The sequence below is a fragment of the Alienimonas chondri genome (assembly GCF_013036045.1).
Classification (GTDB): Bacteria; Planctomycetota; Planctomycetia; order Planctomycetales; family Planctomycetaceae; genus Alienimonas; species Alienimonas chondri.
Window position 1 is genome coordinate 14,009 of sequence record NZ_WTPX01000057.1, and the last position, 13,737, is coordinate 27,745.

10 protein-coding genes are annotated in these 13,737 nt (G+C 71.5%); 5 read left to right on the top strand and 5 right to left on the bottom strand.

Translation table 11 applies throughout. From position 1 onward, the window contains the following. Nucleotides 1-9: 9 nt before the first annotated feature. The 4 genes from rsmH (at nucleotide 10) to LzC2_RS10370 (ending at nucleotide 5,412) form a co-directional block, all read left to right on the top strand. The gene (gene rsmH / locus LzC2_RS10355; protein WP_315854622.1) at nucleotides 10-882 is read left to right on the top strand and encodes a 16S rRNA (cytosine(1402)-N(4))-methyltransferase RsmH; all 873 of its coding nucleotides are present in this window, start codon (nucleotides 10-12) and stop codon (nucleotides 880-882) included. 95 nt (nucleotides 883-977) lie between these two features. Then, nucleotides 978-3,350, top strand: a complete 2,373-nt coding sequence (locus LzC2_RS10360) for a LysM peptidoglycan-binding domain-containing protein (protein ID WP_171186568.1) — start codon at nucleotides 978-980, stop codon at nucleotides 3,348-3,350. Nucleotides 3,351-3,363: 13 nt separating this feature from the next. Continuing rightward, nucleotides 3,364-3,642 carry a hypothetical protein gene (locus LzC2_RS10365; protein WP_171186570.1) on the top strand — a complete coding sequence of 93 codons (279 nt, stop codon included), beginning with the start codon at nucleotides 3,364-3,366 and terminating at the stop codon, nucleotides 3,640-3,642. Nucleotides 3,643-3,669: 27 nt separating this feature from the next. Next, complete coding sequence (locus LzC2_RS10370; RefSeq protein WP_171186572.1) at nucleotides 3,670-5,412, top strand: peptidoglycan D,D-transpeptidase FtsI family protein; 1,743 nt, start codon at nucleotides 3,670-3,672, stop codon at nucleotides 5,410-5,412. On the opposite strand, the gene LzC2_RS10375 is transcribed toward LzC2_RS10370, so the two are convergent. Continuing rightward, nucleotides 5,390-6,544 carry a glycosyltransferase gene (locus LzC2_RS10375; protein ID WP_171186574.1) on the bottom strand — a complete coding sequence of 385 codons (1,155 nt, stop codon included), beginning with the start codon at nucleotides 6,542-6,544 and terminating at the stop codon, nucleotides 5,390-5,392. The two genes, LzC2_RS10370 and LzC2_RS10375, sit on opposite strands and share 23 nt — an antisense overlap. 17 nt (nucleotides 6,545-6,561) lie before the next feature. On the opposite strand from LzC2_RS10375, the gene queA reads away from it, so the two are divergent. Beyond that, nucleotides 6,562-7,665 carry a tRNA preQ1(34) S-adenosylmethionine ribosyltransferase-isomerase QueA gene (gene queA / locus LzC2_RS10380; protein ID WP_171186576.1) on the top strand — a complete coding sequence of 368 codons (1,104 nt, stop codon included), beginning with the start codon at nucleotides 6,562-6,564 and terminating at the stop codon, nucleotides 7,663-7,665. A 6-nt stretch (nucleotides 7,666-7,671) separates the two neighbouring features. Here the strand turns inward: queA and hemA are convergent, their stop codons facing one another. The 4 genes from hemA to LzC2_RS10400 all read right to left on the bottom strand — a co-directional run bounded on the left by hemA (nucleotide 7,672) and on the right by LzC2_RS10400 (nucleotide 13,553). Further along, complete coding sequence (gene hemA / locus LzC2_RS10385; protein WP_171186578.1) at nucleotides 7,672-8,982, bottom strand: glutamyl-tRNA reductase; 1,311 nt, start codon at nucleotides 8,980-8,982, stop codon at nucleotides 7,672-7,674. Further along, nucleotides 8,979-9,905: a cytochrome c biogenesis protein CcsA gene (locus LzC2_RS10390; RefSeq protein ID WP_171186580.1), complete on the bottom strand. Its 927-nt coding sequence runs from the start codon at nucleotides 9,903-9,905 to the stop codon at nucleotides 8,979-8,981. The genes hemA and LzC2_RS10390 overlap by 4 nt, the downstream gene beginning before the upstream one ends. 95 nt (nucleotides 9,906-10,000) lie before the next feature. Then, nucleotides 10,001-11,032, bottom strand: a complete 1,032-nt coding sequence (locus tag LzC2_RS10395) for a sigma-54 interaction domain-containing protein (protein WP_315854623.1) — start codon at nucleotides 11,030-11,032, stop codon at nucleotides 10,001-10,003. Nucleotides 11,033-11,246: 214 nt separating this feature from the next. Continuing rightward, nucleotides 11,247-13,553 carry a hypothetical protein gene (locus tag LzC2_RS10400; protein ID WP_171186582.1) on the bottom strand — a complete coding sequence of 769 codons (2,307 nt, stop codon included), beginning with the start codon at nucleotides 13,551-13,553 and terminating at the stop codon, nucleotides 11,247-11,249. Between the last annotated feature and the right edge of the window lie 184 nt (nucleotides 13,554-13,737).

Below are 13,737 nucleotides of genomic sequence, written 5' to 3' on the forward strand. Positions count from 1 at the left end.
CATCGGCCGGTGCTCGTTCGCGAAGTGCTTGCCGCGATGGCCCTCACGCCGGGGATGATCGCGATCGACGGCACCGTCGGAGCCGGCGGGCACGCCGCCAAAATGGCCGCCGCGGTCGGACCGACCGGCCGCGTGATCGGCGTCGACCGCGATCCGCTGATGCTGCGTCACGCCGCCGCAGCGCTCGAATCATTTCCGTGGGCGACCGTTCATCAGGCCTCCCACAGCGAACTCCGCGCGGCGCTCGACGAAGCCGGCGTGGACCGCGCAGACGCGGCCCTGCTGGATCTCGGGCTGTCCAGCGATCAGCTCGCCGACGACAGCCGCGGCTTCGGCTTTCGGGTCGGCGACGGACGCGGCGGCGGGCCGCTCGATCTGCGGTTCGACGTCCGCCAGGGCCGTCCCGCCGCCGAACTGCTGGCCGATGACGACGAAACCGAACTCACCCGCATCCTCACCGAATACGGCGAGCACCCCCGCTCCGCCGCGATCGCTGCGGAGATCGTCCGCCGTCGCGCCTCGCGCCCGATCCGCACCGCCGTCGAACTGGCTGATCTCGTGGAGCAGGTCGCTCCCGCCGGGTCCGGTTCGCACCCGGCGACCCGCATCTTTCAGGCGCTCCGCATCGCGGTGAACGACGAACTCGGCCACGTCGAGCGGACGCTCGCCGACGCGCTGCCCGCCGTCCTGAAGCCCGGCGGCCGGGCGGCGATTCTCACCTTCCATTCGCTCGAAGATCGCCTCGTCAAACAGGCGTTCGTCGAGGCGAACGGCTGGCGGCCGACGGCGAAGAAGCCGACGACCGCCACCCCCAGCGAAGTCCGCCTCAACCCGCGGGCGCGGTCCGCGAAGTTGCGGGCGGCGACGCGAATTACGGCTTGAATTCACTCGATCATGGCTCGCATCGGTTGCGGGCCTGGTCGTCACGGAACGACACGGAACCCCTTTTCCCCTCCGCACGACGCGGGAGACTCGTCATGGCGAACGAAACCAAAGTCGGCGTCGCGGTATTCGCGGTGCTCGTGGGCGTGTTCGGGTTCGTCCTGTACCGCAAGTACGACGACCAACTGACCGCCCTCGCCGCCCTGCACGGCCCCGCCAACGGCGCCGAGGAGGGGGGGCAAGCGACCGATCCGCTGGCGCCGGATGCGGAAGAGGGACTCGGAACCGTGACTGACGGCGAGAACACCGGCGACCTGGCCGCGCTCGATGATCCCTTCGGTCCGGACCCGGAGGCGCCCGACGGCGGCGCCGGCTTCGGCGGCGACCCGCCGGCGCCGCAGCCCGAGTCGTCCGTGGAGATCGCCCAGACCCCCGCGGCCGACGACGATTGGAGCGACCCGCAGGGCGACGCCGCGGTCGCCGAATGGAACATGGACCCGGTTCCCGCCGAGACGGCTCAAACGGCCGAGGCCACGTCCACTGCGGATTGGCCCGCCGACGAACTGCTGGAGACCGGCGCCCCGCCTGCCGAGCAGCCCACGACCCTCGCCGAAAGCGACGACCCGTTCGACGCGGAACTGAATGCGTTCGACACGCCCGTTGATCCGAACGCAGTCGCAATGACGGATCCGCCCGCCGAGGAGCCGATGTGGGACGAGCCGGCGCCGACGACCGGCGCCGTGGCCGAGGCCACCGAGTTTCAGCCGACCGAAACCGCCGACGCAGCCGACGCAAACGCGTGGCCGACCGAGCTGGAGCCGACGTCGCTGGCCGCCGAGACGCCCGTCGAAGCCGTGACGTCCACTGACGCCATGGTGGCCGAGACCGATACGCCGGCGGATTCGACGGCCGATGACGGGGCGCTCGAACTCTGGGGCGACCCGGCGGCGGACGCCACGGAGCCGGCCCCCACGATGTTCGCGGAGACGCCGGCAGAGACGCCCGCCCCCGCGGAGGCCGACCCGCTCTTCCCGGACGACGCCCCCGCGGAACTCGCCGCGACGGAGTTCGCCGCGACGGAGCCGACCGCTCCCGAGCAGTCGATGGCGCTGAACCCGATGGCGGCCGAACCGTCCACGGTCGAGATGCCGTTCGATCCGGCTCCCGCGGCGCCTTCGACCGCCGAACCGACCACGGTGGCGATGGCCGAGTTGAGCGTCTCCGAGGAGCCGGTCGCCGAGAACGCTCCGAGCGAGGACGGCGGGTTCTTCCTGGAAGCCGACCCGGCCCCGACGGAACTCGCGGCATCCCCCGCTCCGACGGAGGATGAGGGGCTCTGGAACGTTGCCGAGTCGAACCCGCCGGCGACGGACGCTCCCGCAGCGTCCCTCGCCGCCGACGCCTCCGCGATGGAAGACTCTTTCGCCGGCGCCGAAAATCCGGCAGCCGCGCTCGAACCCGCAGCCCCGGCGATGGACGACGCGGCCCTGTGGGGCGGCGATGAACCGTCCTCCCCCGCAGCGCCGGAGATCGCCGCGGCGGCGCCCGTCGCCGCCGGCGACGACGCCTTCTTCCCCGCCCCGACCGAACCCGCCGCGCCGGCGGCCATGGAGACGGCCGCAACCGAAGCGACCGTCTTCGACGCGCCGCCGATGATGGAACCGGCCCCCGAGCCGACGCCGGATCTGGCGCCGGTCGAACTTGCGGCGACCCCGCCCGCGGCCGACATGCCCGCGCCTGATCTGGCCGCGGCCGATGTGCCGGCGGCGCCGGTGATGGCGGAATGGCCTGACCTGAACGCTCCCCCCGCCGCTCCGTCGACGCCCAAGCCGGCCCCGGCCGAGTCGCTGGCGGCGGAGGAACCGGATTCCGGTCTGACGCCCGCGGCGTTTGCCCCGGAAGCGAACCTCGCCGCTCCCAACGGCCCCGGCTCCCGCCCCGTCCGCACGGCCGACGGCGAGTCCGCCATGCCCTTCCGCTTCAGCGGCCCGAACGACCGCAAGGTCGCTGAGGTCCAGACCGGAGAGAGCTATTGGGCGATCAGCAAGCGGGCCTACGGCGCCGCGAAGTACTTCAAGGCGCTCGCCCGCTACAACGCCCTGCGGATCCGCGACCCGCGGAACCTGCAGCCCGGCATGAAAGTGATCTGCCCGCCGCCCAGCGTGCTCCTCGCCTACGACACCGACCTCGCCGAAGCGGAACGGGCGAGCGAATCTCGCTCGTCGAACGCCGGCTGGAGCGGCTACGGCGTCGACGAACAGGGCCGACCGGTCTACATGGTCGCCAGCGGGGACACCCTCGGCGCGATCGCCCAGAAGCACCTCGGCCGGGCCAGTCGGGCGGAGCAGATCTACGCCCTGAACCGGGACAAGATCCGCGATCCGCGTCGGCTGAAGCCGGGGGTGTTGCTCAACCTGCCGGCCGACGCCACCGGCGTGCGGCGCCGCGTGGAAAACGCGATGCGATGAACGACGCTCCGCGATGACCGCCCGATTCATCGCCGCGCTGGCTCTCATTCTGGCGGTCGCTCAGGTCGACATCGCCCTGCGTCGCCGGACGAATGGGTTGCACGCCCAATCGGCCGCGCGGGCCGCGGCGGGCGACGAACTGCGGGAGCGACGCGCCCGGCTCCGCTTGGAGACCGGGCTGGCTGCCGAGGCCGTCGCCGATGCGCCGGTCGGTCGCGGTCTCTTGGAGCGCGCCGCCAGCGCCTCGCCCGACGCCGCCCCCGTGGACGCCCCCCTGCTCTGGTGGCGCTGAGCCGCGTACACCGAGGTTCTCGCCCGCATGTCCGCCCCGCCCAGAATGCGTCAGCCGGGGGCCGGACCGCGCGAGACGACGGCGTTCTGCCTGTTGCTCGCCGCGGCGCTCGCGATCGGGCTGCGGCTCGGCGTGCTGGCGATCGGCGGGGGCGAGACGTTCGCCGCGACCGCGATTCGACAGCGGCAATCCGAGACGGTTCTGCCCGCCCGCCCCGGCGACCTGCTGGATCGGCACGGCCGGTTGCTCGCCACGACCGTGACCGCGGACAGTCTGTTCCTCGTGCCCAGAGAGATCCCGGAAGACGAGATCGCCGATTGCTGCGGCCGACTCGCGATAGCGATCGACCTGGACGCAGCCGCCCTTGAAAAGCAGGTCCGCCGCCGTCCGGATGGCTGGTTCCTCTGGGTGCAGCGACGACTCGATACCGCCGCCGCACAGCGGGTGCGGGCGCTCGATCTCCCCGCGGAATGGTGGGGGTTCCGGCCGGAATACCGCCGACGGGCGCCGCTGGGACGGGTGGGCGGGTCGGTGGTGGGCCTGCGGAATCTGGACGGACGGGGCGTCAACGGGATGGAGCGGACGCTCGATGCCCGCCTCCGCGGCGTACCGGGGGTGCGCACAACGGTCCGCGACGCCCGCGGCATGACGCGGGCCGTGTTGGAAGGGCGATCCCGACCGCCCGCGCCGGGCGAGGATGTCGTCCTGACGATCGACGCCGCCGTTCAACGCTTTGCGGAGACGGAGTTGGACCGCGTGCAGGCGGAGTTTTCGCCCGTGTGGTCCTGCCTGCTCGTCACCGATCCGCACACCGGCGAGATCCTCGCCGCGGCCAGCCGCCCGGCGTTCGACCCGGAGAACGTCCCCGAGGACCAGCCCGGCGCCTGGACGCATCATGCCTTCGGCACGCCGTTTGAACCCGGTTCGACCGTCAAACCGCTGTTCGTCGAGACCGCGCTGGCGGAAGGGTTCGCCGCCGTCGACGAACGGATCGACTGCGAAGACGGCCGCTGGACCGTGCCGGGGAACGGCCGGCTGCTCCGCGACGTCGCTCGCAGAGGCTTGCTTACGCCGGGGGAGATTCTGATTCACAGCAGCAACATCGGCACCGCGAAGCTGGCGGGGCGGATGGGCAACCCGACGCTGTATCGCACCGCGGCGACCTTCGGATTCGGGAGAACGGTCAGCGAGGAACTTCCGAACGCCGCGGCCGGATCTCTCCGTCCGTTGCAGGCCTGGGACGACTACAGCACGCACTCCGTGCCGATCGGGCATGAGATCACCGTGACGGCCGCTCATCTCGCCGCCGCCCACGGGGCGTTGGCGAACGGGGGCACTCTGCTGCCACTGACGTTGGTGCGGAACGACGATCCGCCGATCGCCTCGCGCGTTTTGCCGCGGGAGTGGGCCGACTGGTTGATCGCCGAGCCGCTGGCCGGCGTGGTCGAACAGGGCACCGCCCGGCGTGTGCGGGGCGACGATTACCGCCTGTTCGGCAAGACCGGCACCGCCCAACTGTGGGATGCGGAAGCCGGCCGGTACGCCGAGGACCGCACGACCGCCTCCGCAGTCATCGGCGGCCCGGTGCGGGCGCCCCGTCTGCTGGCCGTCTGCGTGGTGCACGATCCCGTCGGCGATCTCCGGGGCGGCGGATCGGTCGCGGCGCCGGCCGCGGCCAGCGTGCTGCGATTCGGACTGCGACGGCTCCGCGTCGCCGGCGACGGGCCGGCAGTCACCGGCGCCCCAGTCATCGGCGCCGCTGTGCGATGACCTCGCGCAGCAGCGCATCGTACGCGGCGACGACGGCGTCCCAGCGGTGTACGGCCAGAACCGCCTCCCCCGCCCGCTTCGCCATCGCCGCGGCGGCCTCCGGGTGATCGAGCGTCCAGCGGAGTTCCGCGGCCAGCGCATCCCCGTCCCCCACCGGGACGAGGCGAGCGGTTTCCCCGTGCGTGAACACCTCCGCGGTCCCGTCGACCGCGGTGGCGACGATCGGCGTGCCGGCCGCGGCCGCTTCCAGCAACACGTTCGGCGTGCCCTCCCATCGACTCGGCAGCACGAACGCCTCCGCCAGCCGCATCAGCGACGGCAGATCGTCCCTCCGGCCGAGCAGCCGTACCCGTTCCCCGAAGGCATTCGATGCGACTCTCGCTTGCACCCGGTCGGACAGCGGGCCGTCCCCGGCGATCAGCAGGAACGTGTCCGGCCGGTCGAGCGCCGCAAAGGCGTTCAACAGCGTATCCGGATCTTTCTGCTCATCGATTCGACCGGCAAATAGAAGCGTTCGCGACTCCGCCGGCAGTCGCAGCGACGCTCGGTCCGCCGGCGCCGCGTTCGCCCACAACTCCGCGTCAACGCCGTTGGGAATCGTGACGACTCGCTCCGCCGGCAATCCGCCGCCGCCGGCCGTCGCCGGGGCGATGCAGAACTGCCGCACGCTCTCGCCGACGCAGACCCAGCGATCGACCAGCGATGCCGTGAGGCGGTCGAGCGACCGATGGCCGTTCCGCCGACGCTCCGCGACGCGTACCCCGCACACGACGGCCGGCCGTCCCGCGACCCGCGCAGCAAACCGAGCCAGCAGGTTCGCGTGAAAGAGAAAGGACAGCGCCGCCGGCGGTCGCTCGCGTTTTAGGAAGCGCACCAGCGGTCGCGGGTCGGCGCCCGGGAGTCCGTCCAAGGTCGTAACCGGAACGCCGGCCGCGGCGAACGATTCCGAAAGCGGTCCCCCCCGCAGCGCGAAGACGTGCGGCGCCCAGCCTCGCTCGCTCAGGCCGCGGACGACTTGGAGAAACGCCCGTTCGGCGCCGCCCGGGTCGAGTTCGGTGATGACGGCCGCCAGCGGCGTCGGTCCCCCGTTTCCATCAGCGACGGCGTCGGCGGGCGGGACGAAATGCGGCACGGCGATAGGGTATCGGCATGGCCGCTCCCCCACCCAAATCGTCCTTCGAGAACCCCGCGGACCTCTCCGTCGAGGCCTACGACTACGAGCTTCCGCCCGATCGGATCGCCTTCCGCCCGGCGCCGCGGGGAACCGCCCGCCTGCTGACGCTCGATCGCCGCACCGGCGCCGTCGCCCACCGGTCAATCGCGGACCTCCCGCACCTGCTCGCCCCCGGCGACCGCCTGGTGTTGAACGATTCCCGCGTCGTCCCGGCCCGTCTGCGCGGCGTGCGGGAGGCGACGGGGGGAAAGTGGGAGGGCTTGTTCCTCTCGATCGCGTCTCCGTCGAGCGGCGCTTGGCGGGTAATGTCGAAGACCCGCGGGACGCTGCTGCCGGGCGAGGTGGTGCGAGCCGACGGCCCCGGCGGCGCTTCGCTTCGGCTGCGGATGGAGGAACGCGGCGAGGGGGGGGTTTGGACCGCGATCCCGCTGGATGCGTCCGCGGCGGCGTCACCGTTCGCGGCGTTGGAGGCGGTCGGTTCGATTCCGCTACCGCCGTACATCGGCCGGAACGACCCGGACGAGCAAGACCGCGCCGACTATCAAACCGTCTTCGCCGATCGCCCCGGTTCCGTCGCCGCGCCGACCGCGGGGCTGCATTTTACGCCGGAGCTACTCGCCGCCTGTGAGTCCAGGGGAGTCCATGTCTCCCGTGTGACTCTTCATGTGGGAGTCGGCACGTTTCGGCCGATGGACGGCGAGCGGATCGTCGACCACCAAATGCACGCGGAGTCCTGCGAACTGTCCGCGACCACGGCCGAAGAAATTCGAGCGACGCGGGAGTCGGGCGGGCGGGTGATTGCGGTCGGCACCACGGCTTGCCGGACGCTGGAGGCCGCCGCGGCGGCAAACGACGCCGCCGTCGGTCCCTTCTGCGGCGAGACGGAGATCTTTATCTATCCCCCGCACCGCTTCGCCGGCGTCGACGGATTGTTGACGAACTTTCACCTGCCCAAAAGCACCCTGCTGGTGCTGGTCTCCGCATTGGCCGGGCGGGAGCGCGTGCTCGCCGCCTATCGCGAGGCCGTGGATCGCGGGTACCGCTTTTTCAGCTACGGCGATGCGATGCTGATCCTGTGAGCCGCTCTAGATTCCGAACAGCCGGCGGAAGCTGTCGAAGAGGGTGCCGTGCTCGCCGCGGCGGGCCTCCTCCTTCAATGCTTCCAGCGGCGGGTGCAGCAGCTTGTTGACGATGCGGTCGACGCTCCGCTCGACCGCGGCCCGGTCGTCATCCGACCACTCCGAGCGACGCGCGTAGAGCTGAGCGAGTTCCGCATCCCGCACCGCGGTCCATTCGTCCCGCAGTCGGCGAATCACCGGCCCGGTGGCGCGATGCACGAGGCCGCGGAGGAAGGCTTCCGTCTCCTCCTCCACGATCCCGCGGGCTTTGCCGATCTCTTTCTCGCGGCGACGACGGTTGGCGGCGCAGGTCGTCTCCAAGTCGTCCAGGTCGTACCGGAAGACGTTCGAGTCCACGCGGGCGACGGCTGGATCGAAGTCCCGCGGTAGGCCAAGATCGAGGATGAACACCGGCCGACCGGAGTGACCGCGGCGGGCGGCGGCGAACCGTTCGCGGGTCACCAGCGGCGTCGTCGCCCCGGTTGCGGAGACGATCACGTCCGCCTCGCCCAACCAACTGTCCAGTTCCTCCCACGGCCGCACTTCCCCGCCTCGGGCCTCGGCAAGTGCGGCGGCCCGCTCCGGGGAGCGATTCACGATCACGACCCGGCCGGTGCCCTCGTCGTGCAGGTAGCGGAGCGTTTCGTCCGCCATCTCGCCGGAGCCGATCACCAGCACGGTCTTGTCGGTGAAACGCTCGAAGATGTTTCGACCGAATTGCCCGACCGCGACGCTGGCGATGCTCGTCCGGCCGTCGGACAGCTTGGTCTCCCGCCGCACCCGACCGGCGGTGCGGAAGGCGGCCTGAAACAGAGCGTGGGTGAGCGGACCGCACGCCTCATGCCGCTGGGCGAGGTCGTATGCGTCTCGGACCTGCCCGACAATTTGCGATTCGCCCAGCACCAGACTGTCGAGGCTGGCGGAGACCTCGAACAGGTGCCGCACGGCCTCGGGACCGCGACGCTCGAGCAGATGCGGGGCAAAGGCTTTCTGCGGGATCGCGTGGAACTCCGAGAGGAACCCCGCGAGATCAGAAAGCCGCGGGGCGATCGGGGCGGCGGCGCCGGCCGACGGCGGCGGGACGGCGGAATAGACCTCGATGCGATTGCAGGTGGAGAGGACGACCAGCTCCGAAGCGGGAAAGCGATCGCGGAGCTTCGCGTACACGTCGCCGAGCGCGTCGGCGGAGAAGCCGAGGCGTTCCCGGAGGCTCACGTCCGCGGTGCGATGGGAACAGAACACGACCCCCAGATCCGGGGCGGGCACGGCGGCGCTCATCGGCCTCCCTCCCCAGCCGCCGCATCGCTTGCCGAGTCGTTCGCGACGACGGCGCCGCCGGCATGCCAGCTTTCCAGCAAGCCGCCCCCGCCCGCCAGCACCTGCAACCCGATCACGGTGACGAGGAGGAAACCGAACGCCAGCAGCGTGCGAACCGCCACGCCGCGACCGGCCTGCCCCTCCCGTCGCACGACTTCGCCCACCGCCAAGCCCGCCGCGAACACGCCGACGGTCGTGCCGATCACCACGGGATCCCACAGCCCGCCGACCGCTCCCTCGCCCCCGGCGACGACCAGCCCGAGACCGATCATCACGCCCAACGCCAGCAGCGGAACCGCGACGGCGACGGCCACGCGGTTCCAGCGATCGAGTCGTTCAAGGCTGAACAGCGGGACGGCGTCGGGGTCGAAGCGGCCCGCCCGCAATCGACGGTGATGGACGAGGTACATCGCGCTGGTGACCACCCCGGCGAGGACGCCCAGCAGCCCGACGAGCAACAGCCCCGCATGCAGGATCGCCCAGGCCCGCACCACGCCGCCCTCCTTCCCGCCCCACAGCGAGACCGGCCCCGCGGGCACCGCATAGCTGCACGCGACCAGCCCGAGCACCAGCGGCCAGAGAAACACGCCCATGGCGCTGCGGCGTTCGACGCCGGTGGCGATCACGTAGTAGGCCGCTCCGAGCCACGCGAGCGCCAGGATCCACGCCCGTCCGCCCCATGGTTCCGCTCCGGCGCCCGCGCCCTCGTTCCATCCGCCGCCGTACGTGATCGCGAGGAACCAGGTGTGAGCCAGCAACCCGGCCGCCGCGGCCGCCCATGCGACCCAACGCAGCGCCACGGTTCGTCCCCACAGACGCAACGCGTCCGCGGACAGAGCGACCGCGTAGCTGGCGAGAAAGCAGAAGACGGTGACGTTGGACACGCCCGCATTCTACGCGGACCGAGCACGCGCGCCGCCCGACGCGACGCCGAAACCGGGGGCGACGGCAAAACCGGCGCCGGCGACGCCGGTCGGGGCTAACGAACCTCGGACGAGAGTCCGTGCTCCTCGATCTTCTTGTGCAGCGTGTTGCGGTTGATGCCCAATCGAGCCGCCGCCTTGGTCTGCACGCCCTGAGCGGCTCGCAACACCTGCAACAGGATCTCGCGTTCGAGCCGCCCGATGATCTCCGGATGCACGTCGGTGCTGCCGGGCGAATCGGAGAGTTCCCGCCGGACCAATTTGCGACGCAGATCGTCCGCATCCTCGTCGCCGCTTCGCACCAGCCGCAGCGGCGGCCGCACCCCCCGGACATGATCCGGCAACAGGTCGCTGGTGAGGGCGCCGCCTTCGCTGAGGGCCAAGGCACGTTCGATGTAGTTCTGCAGCTCCCGCACGTTGCCCGGGAACGAATAGCGGCTCAACAAACGCACGGCGTCCGCGGCCAGCTTCGGCGGAGACTTCCCGTCCCGCGCGGCGTACACGCCGGTGAAGTGCTCGGCGAGTTGCGGGATGTCTTCGTTCCGCTCCCGCAGCGGGGGGAGGTCGATGCTGAGGACGTTCAGCCGGAAATAGAGGTCTTCGCGGAACCGGTCCTCGGCGACCTCCTCCAGCAATTCCCGGTTCGTCGCCGCGATCACGCGGGTGTTCACTCGAATCGTGCGGGTGTCCCCGACGCGCTCGAACTCCTGCTCCTGCAGCACTCGAAGCAGCTTGACCTGCAGATGCTTGGAGATCGAGTTGATCTCGTCCAGGAAGATCGTGCCCCCGTGGGCCGCCTCGAAGCGTCCGGTGCGATTCTCGATCGCACTGGTGAAAGCGCCCCGAGCGTGGCCGAAGAGCTCGCTCTCCAGAAGGCTCTCCGCCAACGCCCCGCAGTTCACGCGGACATACGGGCCGTCGGCTCGCGTGCTGTTGTCGTGAATGGCCCGGGCGACTAACTCCTTGCCGGTCCCGGTCTCGCCGGTGAGCAGGACGGTCGAGTTGGAGCGGGCGAAGCGCCGCGCGAGGGCGTACACCCGTCGCATGGCGTCGGAGTCGCCGACCATGCCGCGAACGGGGGCATGCACGTCCGTCTCCGGGGCATCAGGCTCCGGGCGACGGTCCGAGAGCGGTGGTGAATACGGTGACAACGGGAGCGACTGCCGTCTGAGCGGGCGAACACGCTGCACAATATCGCCCTGCCGGCCGACGCCAAACGTCTACCGCGCCTCTCAGCGTAGATTTCATCGGCTTCGTCCCCGGTCGGGCGACACAAACCGCCCACCCACGCAACGATGCTGCCTATTGCGGCGGCAGCGCCACCTCGACGGGCAGTACGGCCGACGCCCCCGGCAGCGTCGCGGAGAGCACCACAAGTGCGTCCCTGAGCGCGGGCTCCTGCTCCTCGCTCGCTCTGCGGCGGAGATCCGACACGGCGTTCACCGAGAGCAGGGAGCCGAACCGCCGGACCGATTTCGTCAGCGCTGTCGCCGCCGCAAGCTCCGATTCCGCCCCGGGACGAATGACCGTCAAAGCGTCGGCGAGGGCTTTTTGCGCCTCCGGCGTCGCGATCACTCCCAAGGCGGACGCCACGTCTGCGGCGATCTCCGGATCGGCGATCGCGTCGGACAGTTCGCCGAGCGCGCCGCTCAGGGGAAAGGCCCGTTCGTCGCCGGCGGCAAGCTGGGCCAACTCATACGCGGCGGCCCGTTTTTGATCCGCCTTCAGATCGTCCGGCAGCGGGGTCGCGACGGCCCGCAACGGAGCGAGGCGTCGCTCCAGCGTTTCGGGGGCGACCGGGAACGGGGTGAACGCGGCCTCGCCCGCCCGCTCGGCGATTCGCGTCAGCGGCGCTGCGAGTCGATCATCCCCGTACAGCAGCAACGCCGTCGGACGAGTACGGGCGTCCGCCCGCAGGTTCGCCGCGAGCTGCGAGACCGGCAGATCCGTGACGTTCGCGTGCACCGCGACGAGATCCGCCCCGGCCCCGGCGGCCACCTGCTCGAAGCCCTCGCGGGCGTCGATCGCCAAACTCACCCGGTAACCGAACCCCTGGAGCAAGCCGGCCATCTGCGTACCCCGCTCGGGGCTCGGGTCGATCACCACCGCCCGACCGCCGGGAGCATCCACGAGAGCGCCGGCGAAGACGTCCACGACCTCGGCGCCGTCCGCGAAGGTCGGACCGGGGTTTGAACGGGCCGCCAGCAGCGCCGCGAGGAACCGCACCTCCGGCGCCGGGCTGCTCAGCGCCCGCACGACGGGCGATTGCCCTTCGGCGATCGGCTGCAACAGATCCGGCGACGGCGCGGCGAGCAGCACCTGCAACGCGGCGGACGCGGCGTCCGGCGCGTCGAGGTCCAACGCCCGATCCAAAGCGTGCAGCACCCGATTCGGTCCCGCCGAGAGCGCGGCGCGATGCACGGTGCCTTCGCCCCGTTCGAGGAACCGACCGCGACCGGCCAGCGCCGCTTCGTATCCCAGCGCCGCGGTGAGTTCGAGCGCCCGCAGGTTCTCCCGATTCGGAGCGATCGCCGCCGCGGCGGACGCGGCGACGGCGGCCCGGAAGCGATCGGCGACGGCCGGGGGCAACGCCGTCGGGATCAGCCGATTCTCCGCCGCATCGTACTGGTACAGAGGCTCCGGCGCGACGGTTTCGGAGGAGACGGGCGCCGTGGAGAGCAGCGTCTCCGCCCGCTTGCGGAGGCGATCCGCCGCGACGTCCGACAGTCCGCGCAACGAGTCGCCGCCGGTCAGCCGCGACAATGCGGAGCGGGCGGCCAGCTGCACGGCGGGGGCTTCATCCCGCGCGAACGCCGGGCCGAGCAGTGCATCGAGCGCCGCTTGCGTGCCGGTGCCGCCGAGGGCCGCGGCGACCGACCCCCGTCCGGTGTCCGGCGCCTGACGCGCTCGCAACGCGGCGGTCAGCGGGGGAACCGAAGCCTCCCGCAACTCGCCCAGCAAGCGGGCGATCGCCCCGTTCAACTGCTGGTTCCCGTCTACCGGGTCGGCGGAGGCGATGAGTCGTTCGACAAGTCTCGGCGTCGCGTTCCCGGCCAGTCCCGTCAACGCGGCCCGCGCGGCGTCCCGCTCGCGCGGTCCGGCGATGAGCGCGTCGATCAGGCCGTCCAGCCGATCCGGGTCGGCGCCGCGGGCCACGAGCGCTTCCCGCACCCGCGTCTGGAGCGTCTGCCCCTCGGGTCGCAACTGCGGATCGGTGGCCAGTTCGAAGAACACCGCCGGGCCGAGGGCGTCGCGGGCCTCCAGCAGTGCGTCGTCCGTCGGCTGGGCATCGAGCAGCGTCTTCAGGTACTGCCGGGCCAGTCCGGGGCGGCCGATGCGGCGGAGACGCGCAGCGGCGGAGACGAACTCCTCAGGCGAACCCGGTTCGACCGCGAGCGGGTTGGGAGCGTCCGTCGGCTCGGCTCCGACCGCGGGCTGCGCCGATTCGTCTTGGGCCACGCCTTCTTCTTGCGCCAGACCCGCGAGCGGACAGAGCAACGCCCCCGCCAGAGGCGCGACGGCCCACAGCCGTCGAGCCGTCGAACGACGGGACGCCGGGCGACGACCGGAAATCGGGCTGAGGGGGCGTCCGGCGGAGCGGCGGAGCATGGGCGGGGCCGAACGAGGGCGACGAGACGGGCGAGCGGCGATGGTACGCGGGGTGCGCACCGGCCCGCACGGTCGGACATCGTCCCATCGCCCGCCGCACGGCGAGCCGGGTCGGGGAACGCGCGGTTCCGCCGGTCGTCACGGCCGTACCGGCGCCGCCGGCGGCGCCGGTACGGCCGTGACG

Coding starts and splice junctions, on each gene's coding strand:
- LzC2_RS10360 (WP_171186568.1), top strand. CDS start 978: ATGGCGAACGAAACCAAAGTCGGCGTCGCGGTATTCGCGGTGCTCGTG.
- LzC2_RS10365 (WP_171186570.1), top strand. CDS start 3,364: ATGACCGCCCGATTCATCGCCGCGCTGGCTCTCATTCTGGCGGTCGCT.
- LzC2_RS10370 (WP_171186572.1), top strand. CDS start 3,670: ATGTCCGCCCCGCCCAGAATGCGTCAGCCGGGGGCCGGACCGCGCGAG.
- queA (WP_171186576.1), top strand. CDS start 6,562: ATGGCCGCTCCCCCACCCAAATCGTCCTTCGAGAACCCCGCGGACCTC.
- hemA (WP_171186578.1), bottom strand. CDS start 8,982: ATGAGCGCCGCCGTGCCCGCCCCGGATCTGGGGGTCGTGTTCTGTTCC.
- LzC2_RS10400 (WP_171186582.1), bottom strand. CDS start 13,553: ATGCTCCGCCGCTCCGCCGGACGCCCCCTCAGCCCGATTTCCGGTCGT.